We start from the raw sequence: 20,060 nt of genomic DNA on the forward strand, positions 1-20,060 counted from the left end.
GGCACCGTGCTCAGGACGCGACATCGCGGCCGATCCCCACCGCCGGCGCGACCGCCACCTGCCGCGAATCCGTTTCCGGTGCGACCCATTCGACGCGCCCGTTGTGCGGGCACAGATCCAGGCGGCCGGTGCGCACCTGTGCCGAGCGCGCGTGGACGCGCACATCCAGATGTACCGAACACAGGCGGCCGCGCCCCCGGCCCAGCCCCGAATAACCCGTGACCTTGCTGTCGATCCGCAATGTCGGACCGCTCCACTTCCCGTCGGTCACCACCAGGGTGGACCCTTTACTGCGGGCGCGGGCGGCGAGGATCCGAGTCCGGCTGGGCGGCACGGAAATACCTGCCAGGCCGACCACCACCAGATCCAAACCATCCAGCAACACCGCGGCGACCTCCACCGGATCCGGTCCCGGATCGGTCACCACGGCCAGCCGCCCCAGATCGGCGCCCATCTCCGCGGCGGCCAGCAATCCGAGCCGAGGCAGTCCGATCGCCGCGGCGTAACCACCACCGCCGGTCACCGCGGCCAGCAGTCCGGTCAGGAGCGAACCCGCGCCCGAGTACGCCACCACAGACCCCTTCGGCACCCCGCCATCGGGCAGGATGCCGGCCAGAGCGGGCGGTACGGGAAGCAGCTCCGCTCGCGGTTCGGCGACCACGGGCGGACGTTCCACGACCTCGACCCCGCGAGCCGGAATCGCGGCAATCCGCCGCCGCAGCTCCGCCAGCTGCACGGCCCGCGTATCTGCCGCCGAACCCATCTCGCCGACCACCCATCTCCGTCCGCGAACCTTCAGCACCGTTCCAGCTATCGATCTTAATCGAATATACGTTCGATACGACCCAAAGTAGAACCTTCCGACCGGTCTCCGTCAAGCCGCTCCGGCCCACCCGCCACATCAGCCCCAGTGCGACTGTTCCGTCACCGCGCGGATGTGCCCGGCCCGGGGCTTGCGTTCAAGCGCGCTTCAACTTCTAACGTCGGCGCCATGGCTATGACATGGATGATCACCGGAGCGTCCCGCGGACTCGGGCGGGCACTGACCGAACACCTCCTCGGCGCCGGCGAAACGGTCGTGGCGCTGGTGCGCCGGCCCGATTCGCTCGACGATCTGATTCCCGGCGCCGGACGCCGACTCATCGTGCTCCCGCACGACGCCCGCCACACCGAGGCCGCGGATCGCGTCGTCGCCGCGGCCCTCGACCGCGCCGGATCGATCGATGTGCTGGTCAACAATGCGGGCGTCGGAGTGGTGGGCGCCACCGAGGAACTGCCCGAGGCGGAACTGCGAGATCTGTTCGACCTCAACTTCTTCGGCGCGGTGGCACTGACCAAAGCCGTTCTGCCCACCATGCGCGCGGCCGGACGCGGCGCGGTCGTCAACATGAGCAGCCAGGGCGGCGTGCGAGCATTTCCGGGCGTCGGCGCCTACTGCGCAACGAAATTCGCCCTCGAGGGCTGGTCCGAGGCTCTGGCCGGCGAGGTGGCGCCCTTCGGTATCCGCGTGATGCTGGTGCAGCCCAGCCGTTTTCGCACCGCCTTCAACGCCGATTCACTGCGCCTTGCCGATCCGGCACCGGAATATCACGGGTCCCTGGCCGCGGTGCGCCGGGATATGACCACGTCCGACGGTCACCAGGAGGGCGATCCGGCGCGCGCGGCGCAGATCATCACCGATGTGGTCACCGACGGCCTCGCCGACGGCGCCGAGCTGCCGCTGCGGCTGCCGCTGGGCGCGGAGGCCGTCGCGACCATCCGGGCCGCGCACGAACGCGGTATCGCCTACGCCGAACGTTTCGCCGAGCTCGCGCGCCGGGCGGATTTCCCCGACGCGGTCCCCACGGTCCGCAGCGTCTAGCCTGGTCGGATGGCGACAACCACCGAACGCCTCATGGACCGCGCCCTGCGATCGGTAGAGGCCGGGGCCGGCTCCACCGTCGATGCGCTGCATCTCCTGGTCGCCGACCCCGACGAGGCCGACCACACGGCCCCGCGCCCGATTGCCGAAGTGGCCGAATTTCTCGGCGTCTCACCGGCCACGCTGCGTTATTACGAGAAGCTGGGCCTGGTCGCGGTCGATCGCGACGCGAGCGATCGCCGGATCTACTCCACCGAAGCCGTGCGGCGATTGGTCTTCCTGACTCGGATGCGCCTGAGCGGAATGCCGATCACGGACCTGCAACGCTATGTCGAGCTGGTCGACGCCGGTGCGCACACCGTCGACGACCGGCTCGACATGCTGCTGGAACATCGGGAGACGATCAAACGCCAAATCAGGGAGCTCACACTGTCTTTGGCGGCCACCGAATACAAGATCGCCACCTACGGCGGGCACACCGGTGACTGACCCGGCCGGCTGTGACGGTGGCCAACCGCAGCCCGAAGCAGGCCGGTCGTCCTGGTTTTCGGCTATCCTCGCGCCGTGACCGAACGCGCCCGCCCCATCGTCGGCCCCGACTACCTCGTCGCCGGCCGTTACCGCCTGCAGTCCAAACTCGGAGGCGGCGGTATGGGCGCGGTATGGCTGGCCACCGACCGGCTGCTCAACCGCGAGGTCGCCATCAAACAGGTGCTCACCACCGCCGGGCTCAGTGAGGCCGAGGCGACCGAGGTACGCAATCGGATCGTGCACGAGGGCCGGGTCGCGGCCAAGCTCTCGCACGAGCACGCCATCGCCGTCTACGACGTGGTGCTCGAGGCCGGTGAGCCGTGGCTGGTCATGGAGTACCTGCCCTCGCGCAGCGTCGCCAAGGCGCTGGCGCTGGCCGACACCCTCTCCCCCGTCGAGGTCGCCCAGATCGGCGCGCAGGTGGCCGACGCGCTGGCGACCGCCCATGCCGCCGGCATCGTGCACCGCGATATCAAACCGGGCAATATCCTCGTCGCCGATCGCGGCGCCGAGGTGGGGATGGCCAAACTCAGCGACTTCGGCATCTCGAGCGCCGGTGAGGCATTCGACGAACCCGAGGACGTGATCACCGGCACCCCTTCGTATCTGCCGCCGGAGGTGGCGCGCGGGGCCCAGCCCGGTCCGGCCAGTGACGTATTCTCGCTCGGCGCAACGCTGTACACCGCGATCGAGGGACAGCCGCCGTACGGATTCGACGACGACAACGATGTGATCGTGACCCGCGCGGCGATGGCACAGATCATCCCGCCCACCCGCAGCGGGCCGCTCACCGAGGTGCTGCTGCATATGATGGAACCGGCGCCGCAACGACGCCCCACCATGGCCGAGGCGCGTGAGGAAATCCTCACCGCCGCATTCGGTCCCGGCACCGGGCCCTATATTCTCGGCGCTCCGATCCGCACCGAGGACGGCACCATCCCGGCCTGGGCGGCCCGCAACTCCGCCGCCGGATTGCGCAGTCCGCATTCCGCGCCGCTGCCGCGGCCACAGCGAGTCGCCGCGCCCAATGCCGCTGCGGCACAACCGAGACTGGGGAAGTCGAAGCTGGTCGACATCGACTTCACCACATTCGGCCCGAATGCGGCGCCGCTGGCGATCGCGGTCGGACTGCTGATCGGACTGCTCATCCTGATCGTCATCCTGGTCGCCGCGATGTGAGTCGCCGGGCGCAATACCCGCGACGTCAGTCGATGCGGCGGCGGTGGGCCCACCGGGTCAGCGCGTTGCGATTGGACTGCTGTGTCTTGCGCAGCACGTTCGAGGCATGTGTCTCGACGGTTTTCACCGAAATGAACAAGCTCTCGGCGATTTCGCGATAGGTGTAGCCGCGGGCCAGCAGGCGCAGCACCTCGAGTTCGCGCGGGGTCAGCGAATCCAGTTCCGGATCGAGCGGTGGCTCCGGCGCCGGAGACCGGCCGGTGAACGAATCCAGGACGAATCCCGCCAGCCGCGGACTGAACACCGCATCCCCACCGGCAACCCGTCGAATCCCCTCGGCCAGTTCGGAACCGGAGATGGTCTTGGTGACGTAGCCGCGCGCACCCGCGCGAATCACCGCGATCACATCCTCGGCCGCATCGGAAACGCTCAGCGCCAGACACACCGGCCCGTTACCGCCCGGCGCCCCCGGAGCACCCCGCCGGTCCTCGATGCCCTGCAGCACCGCGACACCACCGCCGTCGGGCATGTGCACGTCCAGCAGCACCACATCGGGACGGGCGGAATCGATCCCGGCCACAGCCTCGGCGACGGTACCCGCCTCCCCGATCACATCCATATCGGCTTCACGGCTCAACTCGGCCCGTACCCCGGACCGGAATACGGCGTGGTCGTCGACCAGAAAAACCCGGATCGTCACAGTTCTCCTCACCTCGAGCCGACCCGCAACCGGGCGCGGCAGCACCACCTCATCGGTACCACATCGCATGCCATGGTGCCGGAAGCCCGAACGGGCAGGTGGGGACAACCACATCCGTGCGCCACACGCGCGGACGGCTACCGCGCCCCGGGTCCGGAGCCGGTATCGGCGGCCGCGGTGCGCGGCTGCGTGGAGGATGCGGCCGGATCCGGCACATCGGACATCTCGGCGTCGGAACCTCCGGCCCCATCGGACTCCGCAGAGAATTCCTGCTGCCCCTCGGAATCGGTGCGGGGCATCGTGATCCGTACCTCGGTGCCGCGCCCCGGCGCGGTCTGCACCTCGACGGTGCCGCCCCGCCGCTCGATGCGGGCATGGATCGACTTCGCCAGGCCCTGCCGATCGTTGGGCACCGCGGCCGGATCGAATCCGGAGCCGCGATCGCGGACGAAGATGCCGACCTGATGCGGCTCCACCTCGGCGAAGACGTCGATGGTCGGCACGCCGGCATGTTTGGCGGCATTGACCAACGCTTCCCGGGTGGCGCCGAGCAGTGCGGTGAAATGTTCCTTCGGCAGACCGAATCCGGTATCGCCGGGATCCATCGAGACATCGCCGACGGTCACCGGTGTGACCTGCACGCTGTATTGATCCTCCACCTCACCGGCGATGGTGCGCAGCGCGGCGGCGAGACTCGACTGCGCGGGCACGGAGTCCTCGAACAACCACTTCCGCAGTTCCCGTTCCTGACTGCGAGCCAGCCGGGCGACCTCCTGCGGATCGTCGGCCTGACGCTGGATCAGCGCCAATGTCTGCAGGACCGAATCGTGCAGATGAGAGGCGATCTCTTCCCGTTCCTCGTTGCGGATGCGGGCCGACCGTTCGGCGTTGAGGGCACGCATCATGCGCAGCCACAGCGGCACCGTCAGCAGGCCCACTCCGATGAGGGTGACCGCGACCGCGATCAGCGCCGAACCCAGCGAACTCAGATTGATGCGCGCCAGGACCACCACGCCCAGTCCGACCACGATCAACGTCGCCCCGGCCAGAATTCGCGTCCAGGTGAGCACCGACGGCCGCGCCGGCAGGCCGAGGACCGAACGCGGTCCCTCGGCATCGAATTCGCGCCACACCAGCGCCGCACCGATCGCCACGACGATGATCGGCGCCACCACCCGGGCCGCGGTCCCGTTGAACAACCACGCCATCGATACCGACAGCGCCAGCCCGAGCAGGACCAGGCCCACCGCTTGCCGCCGCTCCGACGCGGTGGGTGGCGGCCCGTCCGCACCGGAGGAGGTGAACAGCCAGAGCATCCCGTACGCGACGATGCCCGCCCCCATCAAGGCCGACAGCAATACGAACGCCATCCGGACCTTGAAGACGTCGACCCCCAGATGGTCGGCGATACCACCGGCCACCCCGCCGACGACCCGGCCACCGGACCGCCGCAGCAGCCGCGGTTGCGCCGGGACCGGCTCCGCGCCGCGACCGTCCGGCCCGAGACCGGCGCGCGGTTCGAACCCCGCGCGAGCATCGAACCCCGAACGCGCGTCGAAGGCGGGCATGGTGGGGTACATGCCTTCGATACTGGCACGTCGCACCGACAACCGACCATCGGGAAATACCCGGAATTCCGATCTCGGTGATATCGCGCGGTCCGCGGATCGGGCATGCCCGCGTCGAGCTGCCGATCCCGGTGACAGCGGGGCGGGCACCATCCCGGGCGATCCGGTCCAGGTGTAGTTCAGGTTCGTTTTCAGGGTGAACCCCGATGTCATCCGACGCTGCTCACCGCCACTATTGAGCTATGACCACAGCGAGCGGCGGGGCCGGCGGCACGAGCCGGACGGGATTCAGTGAACAGCTCCAGCACCTGTGGCGGACGCGTCCGATGCGACTGCCCGGACAGAGCCCGGTCGCCGGTGTGGCGGCGGGATTCGGCCGGCGCTACGGCGTGGACCCGGTGCTGATCCGGGTCGCGTTCGTGGTGTCGACGATCTTCGGTGGTGCGGGCATCGTGTTGTATCTGGCGGCCTGGTTGCTGCTGCCGGCGGCGGGTGATCCGGTATCGCCCGCGGAGGGTCTGATCAACCGCGGCCGCAGTTCGCAGTCGCCGACCAAGACCATCGTGCTGATCGTGGCGCTGGCGATCGCGGTCACCACCATGGGTCCCGTGGGAGTCGGGCTCGGCGGTTCCGGGGTGATCAGCTTCGCGCTGATGGTGGCCGGCTGGTGGCTGCTGTACATGCGGCAGCCGGAGCCGCCGCTCGACGGTTCGTATCCGCTCACCTCCGAGGGCGGTATCGCGGCCACGGGTTATCCGGGGGCGAGTTTCCCCGGCGGATCACCGTGGAGCGGAACTCAGCCCTGGAACGGCAGCCAATACGGTCCGTTCACCACCCTGCCCGATCACTACGAACCGGATCCGCACTCTCCCGCCGGAACCGGGGTCCCGGTGGCGACCCCGACAGAGCCGCCGGCGACCGAGACACCCGCCACCGCGTCCACGTCGACAGCCGCACCCGATACCGGCCCGAAAGCCGATGCGGCAGAGCCCGATACCGCCACGGCGGAGCCCGATACCGCCACAGAGCTATCGGTAGCCGCGACGACCGAGGTACCGCACGCCCCCGCGGCCGGCGATTCCCCCGAACACGCGGCGGCCGAACCGGATTCGGCGACCGCCGCCGAACCGGCGGGCGACGATCGCCCCACCGCCGCACTCACCCGGCCGGCGACTCCGCGCGCCGAGCCGGAGGCGCCCGACACGGAAACCGCAGCGGCCGAAGACGATCCCACGCACCCGGACAGCGGCGACGGCCTCGGCCTCGGCACCGCACCGCTCGATCGGCCCACCCCGACACCGGACCCGGTCACCGGCACCGCCCGCAGGACACCGGATCCGGCGCATTTCGCCGCGACCCCATCCGGCTGGGATCCGCTCGGCGTAGCGCCGCTGGCGTGGGATCTGCCCGCCTCCGCCCCGCAACGCCCGGTCGCGGTGCTGCCCACACCACGACCCCGTTCCCGGCTCACCCCGGTGGTGATCGGACTGGCGGTGCTGGCCGCGGCCGCCGCCGGCGCGCTGGCCGCCGCCGGCGCGGACTGGATGACCCCGGCCAGGATCGCGGCGGTGGCGCTGGCGGTGGTCGGTATCGGCCTGATCATCGGCGCCTTCCTGCGACGCGGATACGGCCTGATGGTGGTACTGGCCCCACTGGCGGGTTTCGTGATCCTGGCCTCGATGGTCGGTCCCGTCGAATTCGACCGCGGCGCGATGGGCGAGCACGTCTGGACCCCGACGGCGGCCACCGAGCTGGCCTCCGATTACGCGATCACGATGGGTTCGGGCACGTTGGACCTGCGCCAACTGCCGCTGACCGAGAATCGCACGGTCCACGTGCGGGTACAGATGGGCGATTTCCGGGTGCTGGTGCCGGAAACGATGCGCCTGCACACCAGTTGCAACGCCACCATGGGCGATGTGCAGTGCCCACAGGGCCTCACCGGCCCGGCCGAGGGGCCGGTCCTCACTCTCGATGTCGATGTCCACGCCGGAAACGCGGAGGTGAAACGTGGCTGACAACACTCAGGCCGACACGGGGGCCGAAACCCGTCGCGGACCGTCGTTCTCCCTGCTGCTGGCCGGGGCACTCGCCCTGCTGGTGAGCGTCTGGGCCTTCATCGGACCCACGTCCTGGCCGATCCACACCGCGATCCCGGTGGGCTGGATCGTGGTGGGAGCGGCGATCGTCGTCGGCGTCGCCCTGGTGGTCTCGCCGCGCCGGAACAAGAAGTAGACGAGCCGTTCGAACGACGAGGGGCCCGCCGGCATTCGGCGGGCCCCTCGTCGTCGCGACTCGTCACCGAGGCAGCGGGCTCATTCCCATTCGATGGTGCCCGGCGGCTTGCTCGTCACATCCAGGACGACCCGGTTGATCTCGGCGACCTCGTTGGTGATCCGGGTGGAGATCCGCTCGAGGACCTCGTAGGGCAGCCGGGTCCAGTCCGCGGTCATGGCATCCTCGCTGGACACCGGGCGCAGCACGATCGGATGACCGTAGGTACGGCCGTCCCCCTGCACACCGACACTGCGCACATCGGCCAGCAGGACCACCGGGCACTGCCAGATCTGCGCGTCGAGCCCGGCCGCGGTCAGCTCCTCCCGGGCGATCGCATCGGCCTGACGCAGGGTGTCCAGCCGGTCCGGGGTGACCTCGCCGATGATCCGGATCGCCAGCCCCGGGCCCGGGAACGGCTGGCGCCCAACGATCTCCTCCGGCAGCCCGACCTCGCGGCCGACCGCGCGCACCTCATCCTTGAACAGCAACCGCAGCGGCTCGACCAGCTCGAATTCCAGATCCTCGGGCAGCCCGCCGACATTGTGGTGGCTCTTGATGTTGGCGGTACCGGAACCACCACCGGATTCCACCACATCCGGGTACAGCGTGCCCTGCACCAGATATTCGACCGCGAGAGCCGACCCGTCGGAACCGGTCTCGGCGCCGGTGGCCTTCACGACCTCGGCGACCGCGTCCTCGAAGGACCGGATGAACTCCCGGCCGATGATCTTGCGCTTCTCCTCCGGATCGGTGACCCCCTTCAACTCCCCGAGGAATTTGTCGACCGCGTCGACGGTCACCAGCTTGGCTCCGGTGGCCGCCACGAAATCGCGCTGCACCTGCTCACGCTCGCCGGCGCGCAGCAGACCGTGATCGACGAAGACACAGGTCAGCCGGTCACCGATGGCACGCTGGACCAGCGCTGCCGCCACCGCGGAGTCCACGCCGCCGGACAGGCCGCAGATCGCGTGCCCGTCACCGATCTGCTCGCGTACTTGTTCGACGAGCGCGTCGGCGATATTGGCCGGAGTCCAGGACGCGGGAATTCCCGCCAGTTCGTGCAGGAAGCGGCTCAGCACCTGCTGACCGTGCGGGGAGTGCAGCACCTCCGGGTGATACTGCACACCCGCCAGTCGCCGCTCCCGGCTCTCGAAGGCCGCCACCGGCGCACCGGCGGTCGTGCCGGTGACCTCGAAACCCGCCGGAGCGTCGGTCACCGCGTCGCCGTGGCTCATCCACACCGGTTGCACGGTGGGCAGTCCGCCGTGCAGGACACCGCCGTCGATATTCAACTCGGTGCGGCCGTATTCGCGGGTGCCGGTGTGGGCGACGGTCCCCCCGAGGGCCTGTGCCATGGCCTGGAATCCGTAGCAGATGCCGAAGACCGGGATATCGAGATCGAACAGGCGGGGATCCAGCCGCGGTGCGCCCTCGGCGTACACACTGGCCGGACCGCCGGACAGGATCACCGCGAGCGGCCGGCGCTCGGCGATCTCCTCCACGGTCGTGGTATGCGGTACCACCTCGGAGTAGACGCTGGTTTCGCGCACGCGCCGCGCGATCAACTGCGCGTATTGCGCCCCGAAGTCGACGACGAGGACTGGTCGCTGGGTTTCTGCCACCCGCCCAGTTTAGTGAGCGCATTCGCGCACCTCGAGGCCGGGCGAGTTCGATACCCGCGGCGGTGACCGACCCCACTCGCAGACGTCTCGGAGTGCCCCCCGGGATCGGCCCGATCGGAGCTGCCGGTGCGCCCATCGGCGTCCCTCGGCGGCGGGAAAACGCCACCTGTGACGGCGCCGCGGCACCCCCGCGCTCCCGCCCTCGGTACCGCGTCGACCGCAGAACGCAATATTGCGAAACGAACTATCCTGCAACGTGTTCCGATACCGCGACGCCGCGATCATCGGGGTCGCCGCGGCGGACAGCCGCGCGCAACGCCCGGAAAACACCTGGCACACCGCATGTCCGCCCTCGCCGGAGCCGAAGCCGGAGCAACGGGTGGCGACGCCAGCTATCCTCGTGCTCGTGCCATTCGCCCATGCGATCGATGCCGAGATCCATTACGAGGACACCGGCGGTCGTGGTCCGGTGGTCCTACTGGGGCACGAATTCTTCATGGACCGAACGATGTTCGCCTCGCAGGCGGCCGCATTGTCACCGGAGTTTCGCATCGTCACTTGGGACGCGCGCGGACACGGCCGCACCCGCGACGAAGGGCTGCCGTTCACGTACTGGACCGCCGCGCGCGACGCGCTGACCGTGCTCGATCAGCTCGGCATCGAGCGTGCCGTGGTCGGCGGCACCTCCCAGGGCGGATTCAGCGCTATGCGCACCGCGCTGCTCGCTCCCGAGCGGGTGGCCGCGCTGATCCTCATCTCAACAGAGGCGCACAGTCCGACCCGGGAAGAACTCGAGACCTCACGCCGCTTCCTCGACCACTGGCGAAAGCCGAATATCCGGCACGCACTGGCAGAACACCTGGCGCGCTGGCTGATCGGCGACGACGCCGGGCACCGCGAAGTCTGGACCGAGCGCTGGCTCGCGCGCGATCCGCACGAACTGGAGGTCGCCGCCGGATGCCTGCTGGCACGTGACTCGATTCTGGACCGGCTGACCGAAATCACGTGTCCCGCACTGGTCATCCATCCCGCGCGGGCAGGTGTTCCGCGGCCGCACGTCCTGGAAATGGCGCGGCGGCTGCACCGATCGCGATTCCTCGAGATCGAGGGCGCCCGGCAGGCGGTCAATATGACCCATCCCGCGCAGGTCAACGCGGTGATCCGCGATTTCCTGCGCGGTGATGTGCTGACCCGGACCAACTGATCCGGGTCAGGCGCGCACGCTCAGGCCGACCTTCTGGAATTCCTTGAGGTCGCAGTAGCCGGCTTTGGCCATCGAACGACGCAGGCCGCCAACGAGATTCACCGAGCCCCAGGGATCGTTGGACGGTCCGTAGAGCACCTTCTCCAGTGACGGCTGCTCATCGGGCTCGGCGAATTGCAGCATCGCGCCCCGGGGCACCGACGGATGTGCCGCCGCCGAGGGCCAGTACCAGCCGCGACCGGGAGCCTGCTGCGCCAGCGCCAGCGGCACTCCCAGCATGGCCGCATCCGCACCGCAGGCGATGGCCTTGGCCAGCTGACCGGAGGTGACGATATCGCCGTCGGCGATCACGTGGACGTAGCGACCGCCGGTCTCGTCCAGATAGTCGCGCCGGGCGGCAGCGGCATCGGCGATCGCGGTGGCCATCGGCACCCCGATACCGAGCACCTCACCGGTGGTGGTGGCGCCGGGCATCGAGCCGTAGCCGACGATCACTCCGGCGGCGCCGGTGCGCATCAGATGCAGCGCGGTGCGGTGATCGCTCACCCCACCCGCGACGACCGGCACATCGAGTTCGGCGATGAAGGTCTTGAGGTTGAGCGGCTCCACCGGCGACCCGTCGTCCTGTGCGGCCACCGCACCGGCGACATGCTCGGCGGAGATGATGGTGCCGTGCACCACCAGCAGGTCGACTCCGGCCTGCACCAGACTCGGGGTCAGCGCCCGCGCGTTCTGCGGGCTCACACGGACCGCGACGGTCACTCCGGCGGCCCGGACCTGGGCGACCGCGGCGGCGAGCAGATCGGGCTGCATCGGTGCGGCGTGCAGCTCCTGCAGCAGTTCGACCGCCGCCTCGGAACCCTTGTGCTCGGCCACCTCGACCAACTGCTCGATCCGAGCGCTCACATCGGCGTGGCGCGCCCACAGACCCTCACCGTTGATGACGCCCAGTCCGCCGAGACGGCCCAGTTCGATGGCGAACTCCGGCGACACCAGCGCGTCGGTCGGATGCGCAACCAAGGGGATGTCGAATCGGTAGGCATCCAGCTGCCATGCCAGCGACACCTGCTTCGACGACCGGGTGCGCCGCGACGGGACGATGTCGACATCGTCCAGCTCGTAGGTACGCCGGGCGGTCCGACCCATTCCGATCTCGACCATGTCGCGCACTTGATGTCTCTCCTTAGTGTGTACTGCCGCAGTGGGTACTGCCGCGCCGTGGTGCTCGGTACCCGCCGTCGTCCCGGCGATCGCACGCCGACGCACCCCTATCCTCCCAGTTCTCGGCGTACGCCATACGCCCGGGGCGGTCCGCGCGTGGCGCATGCGGCGACCCCGGGTGGGCGGATGCGCCGGGTCGCATCCGCACCCGCATCCGGTCCGAGCGGCGTTCCCGTCGGGACGCCGGCGACAGTTCTTGCCGCGGAAGGGTTTACGGAATCAGCGGACCGTTACTTGCCACGGCCGGTGTAGTTCGGCGCCTCGACCGTCATGGTGATGTCGTGCGGGTGGCTCTCCTTGAGACCCGCCGCGGTGATCTGCACGAACTGCGCCTGCTGCAGATCGGCGATCGACTGGGAACCGGTGTACCCCATGGCCGCCCGCAGACCGCCGACCAACTGGTGGATCACCTGGTTCACCGGACCGCGGAACGGCACCCGGCCCTCGATGCCCTCGGGCACCAGCTTGTCCTCGGCCAGTACGTCGTCCTGGAAGTAGCGGTCCTTGGAGTAGGACTTACCCTGCCCGCGCCCCTGCATGGCGCCCAGCGAACCCATGCCGCGGTAGCTCTTGAACTGCTTGCCGCCCACCAGGATCAGCTCACCCGGCGATTCGGCGGTTCCGGCCAGCAGCGAGCCGAGCATGACCGTCGACGCGCCGGCGGCGATGGCCTTGGCGACGTCACCGGAGAACTGGATGCCGCCGTCGGCGATCACCGGCACATCGGCGGCCCGGCACGCGGCCACCGCCTCGAGGATCGCGGTGATCTGCGGCGCGCCGACACCGGCGACCACCCGGGTGGTACAGATCGAACCCGGTCCCACACCGACCTTGACCGCGTCCGCGCCGGCCTCGACCAGCGCCGCCGCACCCTCGCGGGTCGCGATATTGCCGCCGACGACCTGGATCCGGTCCCCGACCTCGTTCTTGACCTTGGCGACCATCTGCAGCACCTGTGCCTGGTGGCCATGCGCGGTATCGACGATCAGCACATCGACCCCGGCATCGGCCAGGCTCATCGCGCGCGACCACGAATCCTCGCCGACACCCACGGCGGCGCCGACCAGCAGCCGGCCGTCGCGGTCCTTGGTGGCGTTCGGGTACTGATCGGTCTTGACGAAGTCCTTGACGGTGATCAGGCCGCGCAGCCGCCCGTTACCGTCGACGATCGGCAACTTCTCGATCTTGTGGCGGCGCAACAGGCCGAGCGCGGCCTCGGCCGTGACGCCCTCCTGAGCGGTGATCAGCGGGGCCTTGGTCATCACGTCGGCGACCCGGCGGTTCTGATCGACCTCGAAGCGCATATCGCGATTGGTGATGATGCCGACCAGCGCACCGGTCTCGTCCACGACCGGCAGACCCGAGATCCGGAACCGCGCGCACATCGCGTCGACCTCGGCGAGGGTGTCGCTCGGGCGACAGGTGACCGGATCGGTCACCATTCCGGCCTCGGACCGCTTGACCGTCTCCACCTGAGCGGCCTGATCGGCGGCCGCCAGATTCCGGTGCAGCACGCCCATACCGCCGGCCCGGGCCATGGCGATCGCCATCCGGGCCTCGGTGACGGTATCCATCGCAGAACTCACCAGTGGCGTCCGCAAGGTGATCTCACGGGTCAGCCGGCTGGAGGTCTCGACCGAACTGGGGATCAGATCGGAGGCGGCCGGCAGCAGCAGCACGTCGTCGAACGTGAGGCCGAGCATGGCGATCTTGTTCGGATCGTCGCCACCCGTATGCGGGCGGACGGCTTCGCCCATCACGGGACTACTCATCTGATCGACCCCTCCTGGACCTCGAAAGCACCGATGCGGTACGGCGGTCCGGAGATCCCGGAACCTCGGTACCGAATCGAGAACAACTGATGGATGGTGGAGCCGAAGTGTGCTATCCGGCGCCGGTGTATCCATGGTATCGGCCCCCCACTGCGTGGACCTCGTCGCCTCCGACACACTCGCGGCCGGGCCTCGCCACGGTCGCGATCAGGCACGTCCACGGCAGTCACCGGACACCGGAACCGGCCGCGCCCCACGGCGAGTACGGCGCGCCACCCGGTCGGCGAACCGGTGTGCGGATCCGTAGGATGATCCGTCGAAACGCCGCCACAAGCGTGTCGAAATACCTTCAGCGCTGGCGCGGAGGGGGTGGTTCTGCGTACCGTGGGAATGTGCGTGACCATCTACCACCTGGCCTGCCGCCGGACCCCTTCGCCGGAGACCCCTCCGACCCGTCGGCCGCGCTCGATGCCATTGAGCCTGGGGAGCCGCTGGATCCCCATGAGCGCCTCGCGGTCGAGGAAGATCTCGCCGATCTCGCGGTCTACGAGGCATTGTTGTCCCACCGTGGTATCCGCGGTCTCGTGGTGAGCTGCGAGGACTGCAGGCAGGACCACTACCACGATTGGGACATGCTGCGCGCCAACCTGCTGCAACTGCTGGTCGACGGCACGGTCCGCCCGCACGAGCCAGCCTACGATCCGACGCCGGAAGCCTACGTCACGTGGGACTACTGCCGCGGTTACGCGGATGCCTCGATGAACGAGGCCCTGCACGGCGACGGATTCGACGGATTCGACGCCTGAGTCGTCACGGCACGCGGTGCCCGCTGCAGCGGTGGCACGCGGCTGGCTCGTGTGTGAAATTCGGCACCGCCGGAGTCTCTGCTGCGCCCGAGAGTGCTGATCGTCAGCAGACAAAAAGAATCCGACCGCCAGAATTCGGCGATCGGCTCTCCTGTTTCGGAACTCAGCTCCTACTTGATGCCGCCGGGCAGCATCCCACCACCGGCCGGAGGCGCGACGGTCGGAACCGCCGGACCCGTCGGATACACCGGCGGAGCGATGGTCTGCTGCTGCTGATGCGTCGGCGGCACCACCGGCCCCCCACCGACGGTGGTCGGCGGGGCGGCGGTGGGCTGAATCGTCGGCGGCTGCTCGTGCGTCGGCAAATCCTCGCTGGGCGGCTGCTGCTGCGTCGGCGGGGCGGTGATCGGCGGCTCGGCTGTCGTCGGCGGCTGTTGCTGCTGAGTCGGCGGCTTGGCACCGGTCTCGGAGCCCGGAATCCCAGGGCCGGAACCGTTCTCGTTCGTACCCGGCGCGGTCTGGCTGCGCATGATCTCCGGACCCGGTGTCGACGGCTTGGAACCGGTGGTCTCCTGCCGGCCCGGTTCAACCGTGCGGCCCGGAATCGATGGTGCCACCACGGGAGGTGTGGTGGGCGTCGCCGACGGCTTCGGTTCGAGCGACTCCAGCGCGGAGGCCACCTCGGGCGCCTTCGTGCGGAGTTGATCGAGCAGATGCTGCCAGCGCACCTGCAGATCCTGCTTACGCCCGTGGTCGTCGACCTGGGTCGTATTGGTGGACGCGCTCTCCAGCAGCGCCTTGGCCTGTTCCGGATGACCCTGATCGATCAGTGTCTGCGCCTTGCTCATATCGTCGTCGGCGCGCTGGGCGATCGTGGTCTGCGCCTGCTGGCTGAACACGACCTCCTTCACCCGCCACAACGGATCTCCCGGCTGTGCGCCGTAGGAGAATGCCGTGGTACCGCCCGCGATGACCGCGACCGCAGCCGCGGCGCCCATCAACGGACGAACCAATCGCAACCTGCCGCGCCGGTTGGCGTTGACCCTTGCCTCGCGCGCACCGATCTCCTGATTGACGGCCGCTACCACGGCGTCGAGATCGGGACCGGCCGGCATCGGAGTCTCGACGATATCCGCTCGCCAATTGGCGAGCAGGCTCGCGAGTTGGTACTCCTCCGCACTGTCGGTTGCGACGGGACCATCACCGGCAATGGCGTCGATCAGCGCATCGTCGCGGCGAACCGCGGCGATGTCCACCGGCCCGGTATCACCGGACGCTCCGGACGCCTCGGCATAGGGACCGCTGTTCGGCGATCCAAGTCGCGCTTTCCAGTCGCCCCGACCGCGCTCGCCATCCCTAGCCATACATTTCACCTGCCCTCGCCACTTGTGACTTCAGTTTCGCGAGCGCCCGATGCTGAGCCACTCGTATAGCTCCCGCCGTACTGCCCACGGCGACAGCAGTTTCTTCTGCTGACAAACCCATGACCAAGCGGAGGATCAGGATCTCTCGATGCTTCTCCGGAAGTGTCGCCAGCAGACTGTTCATCTGCCGGCTCGTTTCGGATTCGAGAGCGCGCTGCTCCGGCCCCTGGTCGGTGGATATGACATCTGGTACTTCGGCCATCGCGTCCGCCTTGTTACGGGCGGCGTTGCGATGTGCATCGGCAACCTTGTGTGAAGCGATTCCGTACACGAAAGCCATGAACGGCCGCCCCTGGTCCTGATAACGCGGCAGGGCGGTCATCACAGCCAAGCAGACCTCCTGCGCCACGTCGTCCGCGGAGAGCTGCCCACGCTCCGCAGAGCCGATCCGCGCACGGCAATAGCGCACTACCAACGGGCGGATGATTTCCAGTACCTGAGCTAAAGCCGAACGGTCGCCCTGAGCTGCGGCAGCTACGGCGGCGTCCAACTCCTCGCCCGAGTGCGTCATCGTCAGAGATATTCCTGGCGTTACAAGTGGCACGGCCGGATTCGGCAAGTGCTTCCGCCGGTAGGCGGAACGGAAACAACAATAGCGGCTCGGCTATGTGAGTCGGACAACATGGGGGATCACTGCTCACACGAAATCGACTCAGATCCGCAGCAGTCCCCCGCGACCAGCCAGAATCCGCGCGTACTCGTCCGCATCCAGCGCCGCACGCCCCGCGACGCGCGGTTCGCACACGCCGGAGCGCAACATCGCGGCGGCCCAGCGCAGCGGCAGTAAGCCGTAGGCCGCGCAGTCCGAATCCACTTGTCCGGCAACAGTCCGGCTGCGATCGATGTCACCGGCGCCGGCCGCCGCGGCGGCAACCAGTAACCGGGATTTCACCTGATGCCGGATCGACCGCAGCTCCCCGGCCGCGGCGACGGCCGCCTCGGCATGGGCCATCGCCGGCTCGGCCACCAGCCCGGCGCCCGGGGCGGCGAGGGCGGTTTCGGCGCTGACCCAGTGCCAGCGCACCAGTGACCGCGAACTGTCGGGAAGCCGGTCGATCTCGGCTCGGCACCGCCGCAGCAACCGCGCGGAAACCTGCGGCTGACCGGTTCCGAGCGCATCGGCGGCCAGCCCGATCAGCGCGTCGCACACCGCCTCACCGCGCATCGAGCCGGCATCGTCTCCCGCCGATACGCCCATGACCAGCGCCAATGCCCGCCCGTCCACGACCGCGGCGCGCGCATGCCAGCCGAGCTGGCGCAGCAGCGACGCTTCGGTCGACGCGAGCAATGAGGCCAGTACCGGATCGCGGGTGCGCCGTGCCGCGTCGAGCAGTTCGGCGCGCGCCGCGGAATACCATCCACGACCACCGAGGACGACCGCGCGCAACCACATCGCGGCGGGGTCGGTGCCGGGCGGGAGGTCCGGGATACCGATATCGGGACGGGAGCCGAAGGCTGCCTCGGCCAAGAGCGCATGCCGCGGGTCCAGCAACCACTCCACCCGCGGGGACGAATCCAACACCAGCGCACCTTATCCGGATACCGACCGGGCACGGCACGCAGCACAAGCTATTTCTCAGCGAAAAAGGGACCGCGCTGTGTTTCGATCTCGTAAATCTGCGGCGAGCTAACCATCAGCGCGCCGAACAGAAATTCGGATCCTTTTCGGATTATTAACCTACGCGCCCCGACACGGCCATCCGAGCTTCTCCGGCGCCACAGCGGACAGTGTGCCGGATCACATATCACACCTCCCAGCATTGGCAAGCATTACATGTCATTTCTTCCGCTAAATACGCCACTAGCTGGGAAAACATGGAGAATGACAGACATGTCGCAATGCTGGCGAAACACAGCCAACCGGACAGTATCGCTTTCCCGAGGCAGAAAGTAAACACCATGCAGGTTAAATCTGAGATCTGCCGGAATTGCGATCACCGACGGGGTAACTATTGACGTAATTTCACCGCGCGACCTAACGTACTTCATCGCCGTCGTCGGCGCCGTGTGAAATTGCGGCGACCGCGTACTGCGATCGCCGGAGATCGGCGATACGGTCCGAGCCCGATCTCGGCGAGGTCACTGCCGCCCCCGCCCAGGGTCCGGACAGACCGCTGCTGCCAAGCACCGCTCGACAACGCCGACGAGCTCGCACCATAGGAGTTCACCATGCCCATGCCCACCCACCTCCCCGGTCCCAATGCCGACATCTGGGATTGGCAGATGCGCGGCTCGTGTCGCGGTGTGGACTCCTCCGTCTTCTTCCATCCCGACGGCGAACGCGGGCGCGCGCGCACCCAGCGAGAGCTGCGCGCCAAGGAGATCTGCCGCACCTGCCCGGTTCTGATGCAGTGCCGCAGCCACGCCCTGAAGGTCAGCGAGCCGTACGGCATCTGGGGCGGCATGTCGGAGACCGAACGCGAGCTCCACGCGCGGCGCAATCGCCGCCGCTTGGCCGTCTGAGCGGCGCCCGCGAAATTCGGTCGCACCCGTCCAATCCGAATCCGCCGGGGCGCCGAATACCTAGCAAACAACCGGCCACTGAACAGGGCCGGCGACACCGGTACAGCCGCAGGTCTTCGGCCACCCCGATCCGCCTGCCGCATGTTTTGCCAGCAGCCGCACCCAAGCCTCAGCGATTCGTAATGCCATCGGCGTGTCACGGCGTGTCTCCGCACACCGCCCGGCGTGTCGAATTTCGCGCGAAATCGATTGGGCCACAGGTGCCTTGCTTGACGCACCCCACCCGAAAGGAGGTCATAGCGGCACGCTACGGTAGTGGCCGATGACACAGTATGGAGCGTTGTGACAACGCGGCCGCCGGCCGCAGAGGGCGACTCGTTCCAAGGATCCATCAGGGACGGTCGGGTGGCCACACCGAGTGTGGACTCTGCGATCACGGCACGCGCAGCCGAAAGTTTCGAACTAGCCGCCCTTCTCGAGCGCTGCGGCCAGGCCGACCAGCAGGCATTCGCCGAGCTGTACGACCGCACCTGCGCCCGCGTATTCGGATTGGTACTGCGTGTACTGCACGATTCCGGTTACGCGGAGGAGACGACCCAGGAGGTCTATCTCCAGATCTGGCGCACCGCAGCCAATTTCGACTCCACCAAGGGCACGGCCGTGACCTGGTTGATGACGCTCGCGCATCGTCGCGCCGTCGACCGCGTCCGTGCCGAGCAAGCCCACGCGCAACGCGAGGTCACCTACGGCGCGAGCACCCTGGGCAACGAATTCGACGAAGTCACCGAGGAAGTCGGTCGCCGGCTCGACCAACAGGCCGTGCGCGACAGCCTTGCCACCCTGACCGATACGCAGCGAGAGGCCATCACGCTGGCGTATTTCGGCGGCCGGACGTACGCCGAGGTGGCTGCCTACCTCGGCGTAGGGTTACCGACCGTCAAGTCCCGCATTCGGGACGGATTGACACGACTGAAAAAGAGTTTGGGAGTGACCTGAGATGAACGAGAGCCAGATCGATCTCGCGCATACGGTCGCGCTCGGATCGATCGGCGACGAGGACCAGCGTGCGGTGCAGGACCTCCTGGATTCCGGGGATCCGGTACTGCGCGCGGACTTCGACACGGAAGTGCAACTGACAAGAGAAGCTCTGAGCCTGTTCGCCTCGGCGTCGGCGGTCCAGCCGCCCGCCGCCCTGCGTGCCGGCCTGCTGGCCGCGATTGCCGACGGCAGCGCACCCGCCGCCCGCCACCCTCGCCCCCATCCGCGCGACGAGGCGGATCCGACCGCCATCGGCTGAACCGCGGCCGCTGTGGTCCACGCACCCGCTGTGGCGAGTAGCGCGGGGACACACGCCGCAGCATCCGCGCCGCGGCCACGATCACCGAATACGAACGGCCCGTTCACGTTTCGAATGAAACATGAACGGGCCGTC

Annotated in this window: 19 protein-coding genes; 10 read left to right on the plus strand and 9 right to left on the minus strand. The window is 68.4% G+C overall.

What is annotated here, in order from left to right; genetic code table 11:
* Positions 1 to 10: 10 nt before the first annotated feature.
* A complete protein-coding gene (imuA', locus tag LKD76_RS26915; RefSeq protein ID WP_227985417.1) occupies positions 11 to 763 on the minus strand; it encodes a DnaE2-dependent mutagenesis accessory factor ImuA' in 753 nt (250 codons plus the stop codon).
* 228 nt (positions 764 to 991) lie between these two features.
* Here imuA' and LKD76_RS26920 point away from each other — a divergent pair, with 228 nt between their 5' ends.
* The 3 genes from LKD76_RS26920 (at position 992) to LKD76_RS26930 (ending at position 3,571) form a co-directional block, all read left to right on the plus strand.
* Positions 992 to 1,861 (plus strand): SDR family NAD(P)-dependent oxidoreductase, encoded by an 870-nt coding sequence (locus LKD76_RS26920; protein ID WP_227984205.1) that lies wholly within the window; start codon positions 992 to 994, stop codon positions 1,859 to 1,861.
* A gap of 9 nt (positions 1,862 to 1,870) precedes the next feature.
* On the plus strand, positions 1,871 to 2,350 hold the full coding sequence (locus LKD76_RS26925) for a MerR family transcriptional regulator (protein ID WP_227984206.1): 480 nt from the start codon (positions 1,871 to 1,873) through the stop codon (positions 2,348 to 2,350).
* 75 nt (positions 2,351 to 2,425) lie between these two features.
* Positions 2,426 to 3,571, plus strand: a complete 1,146-nt coding sequence (locus tag LKD76_RS26930; protein WP_227984207.1) for a serine/threonine-protein kinase — start codon at positions 2,426 to 2,428, stop codon at positions 3,569 to 3,571.
* A gap of 25 nt (positions 3,572 to 3,596) precedes the next feature.
* Here the strand turns inward: LKD76_RS26930 and LKD76_RS26935 are convergent, their stop codons facing one another.
* Both LKD76_RS26935 and LKD76_RS26940 read right to left on the minus strand, forming a co-directional pair.
* Positions 3,597 to 4,265 carry a response regulator gene (locus LKD76_RS26935; protein WP_227985418.1) on the minus strand — a complete coding sequence of 223 codons (669 nt, stop codon included), beginning with the start codon at positions 4,263 to 4,265 and terminating at the stop codon, positions 3,597 to 3,599.
* Positions 4,266 to 4,408: 143 nt separating this feature from the next.
* A complete protein-coding gene (locus LKD76_RS26940; RefSeq protein WP_227984208.1) occupies positions 4,409 to 5,851 on the minus strand; it encodes an ATP-binding protein in 1,443 nt (480 codons plus the stop codon).
* Positions 5,852 to 6,081: 230 nt separating this feature from the next.
* On the opposite strand from LKD76_RS26940, the gene LKD76_RS26945 reads away from it, so the two are divergent.
* Positions 6,082 to 7,857, plus strand: coding sequence for a PspC domain-containing protein (locus tag LKD76_RS26945; protein WP_227984209.1), 1,776 nt, complete (start codon positions 6,082 to 6,084; stop codon positions 7,855 to 7,857).
* Complete coding sequence (locus tag LKD76_RS26950; RefSeq protein ID WP_227984210.1) at positions 7,850 to 8,074, plus strand: hypothetical protein; 225 nt, start codon at positions 7,850 to 7,852, stop codon at positions 8,072 to 8,074. The genes LKD76_RS26945 and LKD76_RS26950 overlap by 8 nt, the downstream gene beginning before the upstream one ends.
* An 80-nt stretch (positions 8,075 to 8,154) precedes the next feature.
* On the opposite strand, the gene guaA is transcribed toward LKD76_RS26950, so the two are convergent.
* Entirely contained in the window at positions 8,155 to 9,738 is a 1,584-nt protein-coding gene (gene guaA / locus LKD76_RS26955) for a glutamine-hydrolyzing GMP synthase (RefSeq protein WP_227984211.1), read from the minus strand.
* A 406-nt stretch (positions 9,739 to 10,144) separates the two neighbouring features.
* Here guaA and LKD76_RS26960 point away from each other — a divergent pair, with 406 nt between their 5' ends.
* Positions 10,145 to 10,942 (plus strand): alpha/beta fold hydrolase, encoded by a 798-nt coding sequence (locus tag LKD76_RS26960; protein WP_227984212.1) that lies wholly within the window; start codon positions 10,145 to 10,147, stop codon positions 10,940 to 10,942.
* Between the two features lie 6 nt (positions 10,943 to 10,948).
* On the opposite strand, the gene LKD76_RS26965 is transcribed toward LKD76_RS26960, so the two are convergent.
* Positions 10,949 to 12,112 carry a GuaB3 family IMP dehydrogenase-related protein gene (locus tag LKD76_RS26965; protein WP_227984213.1) on the minus strand — a complete coding sequence of 388 codons (1,164 nt, stop codon included), beginning with the start codon at positions 12,110 to 12,112 and terminating at the stop codon, positions 10,949 to 10,951.
* 281 nt (positions 12,113 to 12,393) lie between these two features.
* The gene (gene guaB / locus LKD76_RS26970) at positions 12,394 to 13,935 is read right to left on the minus strand and encodes an IMP dehydrogenase (protein ID WP_227984214.1); all 1,542 of its coding nucleotides are present in this window, start codon (positions 13,933 to 13,935) and stop codon (positions 12,394 to 12,396) included.
* A 392-nt stretch (positions 13,936 to 14,327) separates the two neighbouring features.
* Between guaB and LKD76_RS26975 the strand changes: the two genes are divergently transcribed.
* Positions 14,328 to 14,741, plus strand: coding sequence for a DUF5319 domain-containing protein (locus LKD76_RS26975; RefSeq protein ID WP_025347353.1), 414 nt, complete (start codon positions 14,328 to 14,330; stop codon positions 14,739 to 14,741).
* A 170-nt stretch (positions 14,742 to 14,911) separates the two neighbouring features.
* On the opposite strand, the gene LKD76_RS26980 is transcribed toward LKD76_RS26975, so the two are convergent.
* The 3 genes from LKD76_RS26980 to LKD76_RS26990 form a co-directional block, all read right to left on the minus strand.
* Complete coding sequence (locus LKD76_RS26980; RefSeq protein WP_227984215.1) at positions 14,912 to 16,105, minus strand: anti-sigma-D factor RsdA; 1,194 nt, start codon at positions 16,103 to 16,105, stop codon at positions 14,912 to 14,914.
* On the minus strand, positions 16,098 to 16,676 hold the full coding sequence (locus tag LKD76_RS26985; RefSeq protein ID WP_030513512.1) for a sigma-70 family RNA polymerase sigma factor: 579 nt from the start codon (positions 16,674 to 16,676) through the stop codon (positions 16,098 to 16,100). Before LKD76_RS26985 ends, LKD76_RS26980 begins: the two co-directional genes overlap by 8 nt.
* Before the next feature lie 141 nt (positions 16,677 to 16,817).
* On the minus strand, positions 16,818 to 17,687 hold the full coding sequence (locus LKD76_RS26990) for a hypothetical protein (RefSeq protein ID WP_227984216.1): 870 nt from the start codon (positions 17,685 to 17,687) through the stop codon (positions 16,818 to 16,820).
* 647 nt (positions 17,688 to 18,334) lie between these two features.
* Here LKD76_RS26990 and LKD76_RS26995 point away from each other — a divergent pair.
* From LKD76_RS26995 to LKD76_RS27005, 3 genes are all read left to right on the plus strand, one after another.
* Positions 18,335 to 18,628, plus strand: a complete 294-nt coding sequence (locus LKD76_RS26995) for a WhiB family transcriptional regulator (protein ID WP_227984217.1) — start codon at positions 18,335 to 18,337, stop codon at positions 18,626 to 18,628.
* A gap of 420 nt (positions 18,629 to 19,048) precedes the next feature.
* The gene (locus LKD76_RS27000) at positions 19,049 to 19,624 is read left to right on the plus strand and encodes a sigma-70 family RNA polymerase sigma factor (protein ID WP_227985419.1); all 576 of its coding nucleotides are present in this window, start codon (positions 19,049 to 19,051) and stop codon (positions 19,622 to 19,624) included.
* Between the two features lies 1 nt (position 19,625).
* A complete protein-coding gene (locus LKD76_RS27005; protein WP_227984218.1) occupies positions 19,626 to 19,925 on the plus strand; it encodes an RskA family anti-sigma factor in 300 nt (99 codons plus the stop codon).
* Positions 19,926 to 20,060: the final 135 nt, after the last annotated feature.

This window comes from Nocardia spumae (assembly GCF_020733635.1).
GTDB lineage: Bacteria > Actinomycetota > Actinomycetes > Mycobacteriales > Mycobacteriaceae > Nocardia > Nocardia spumae.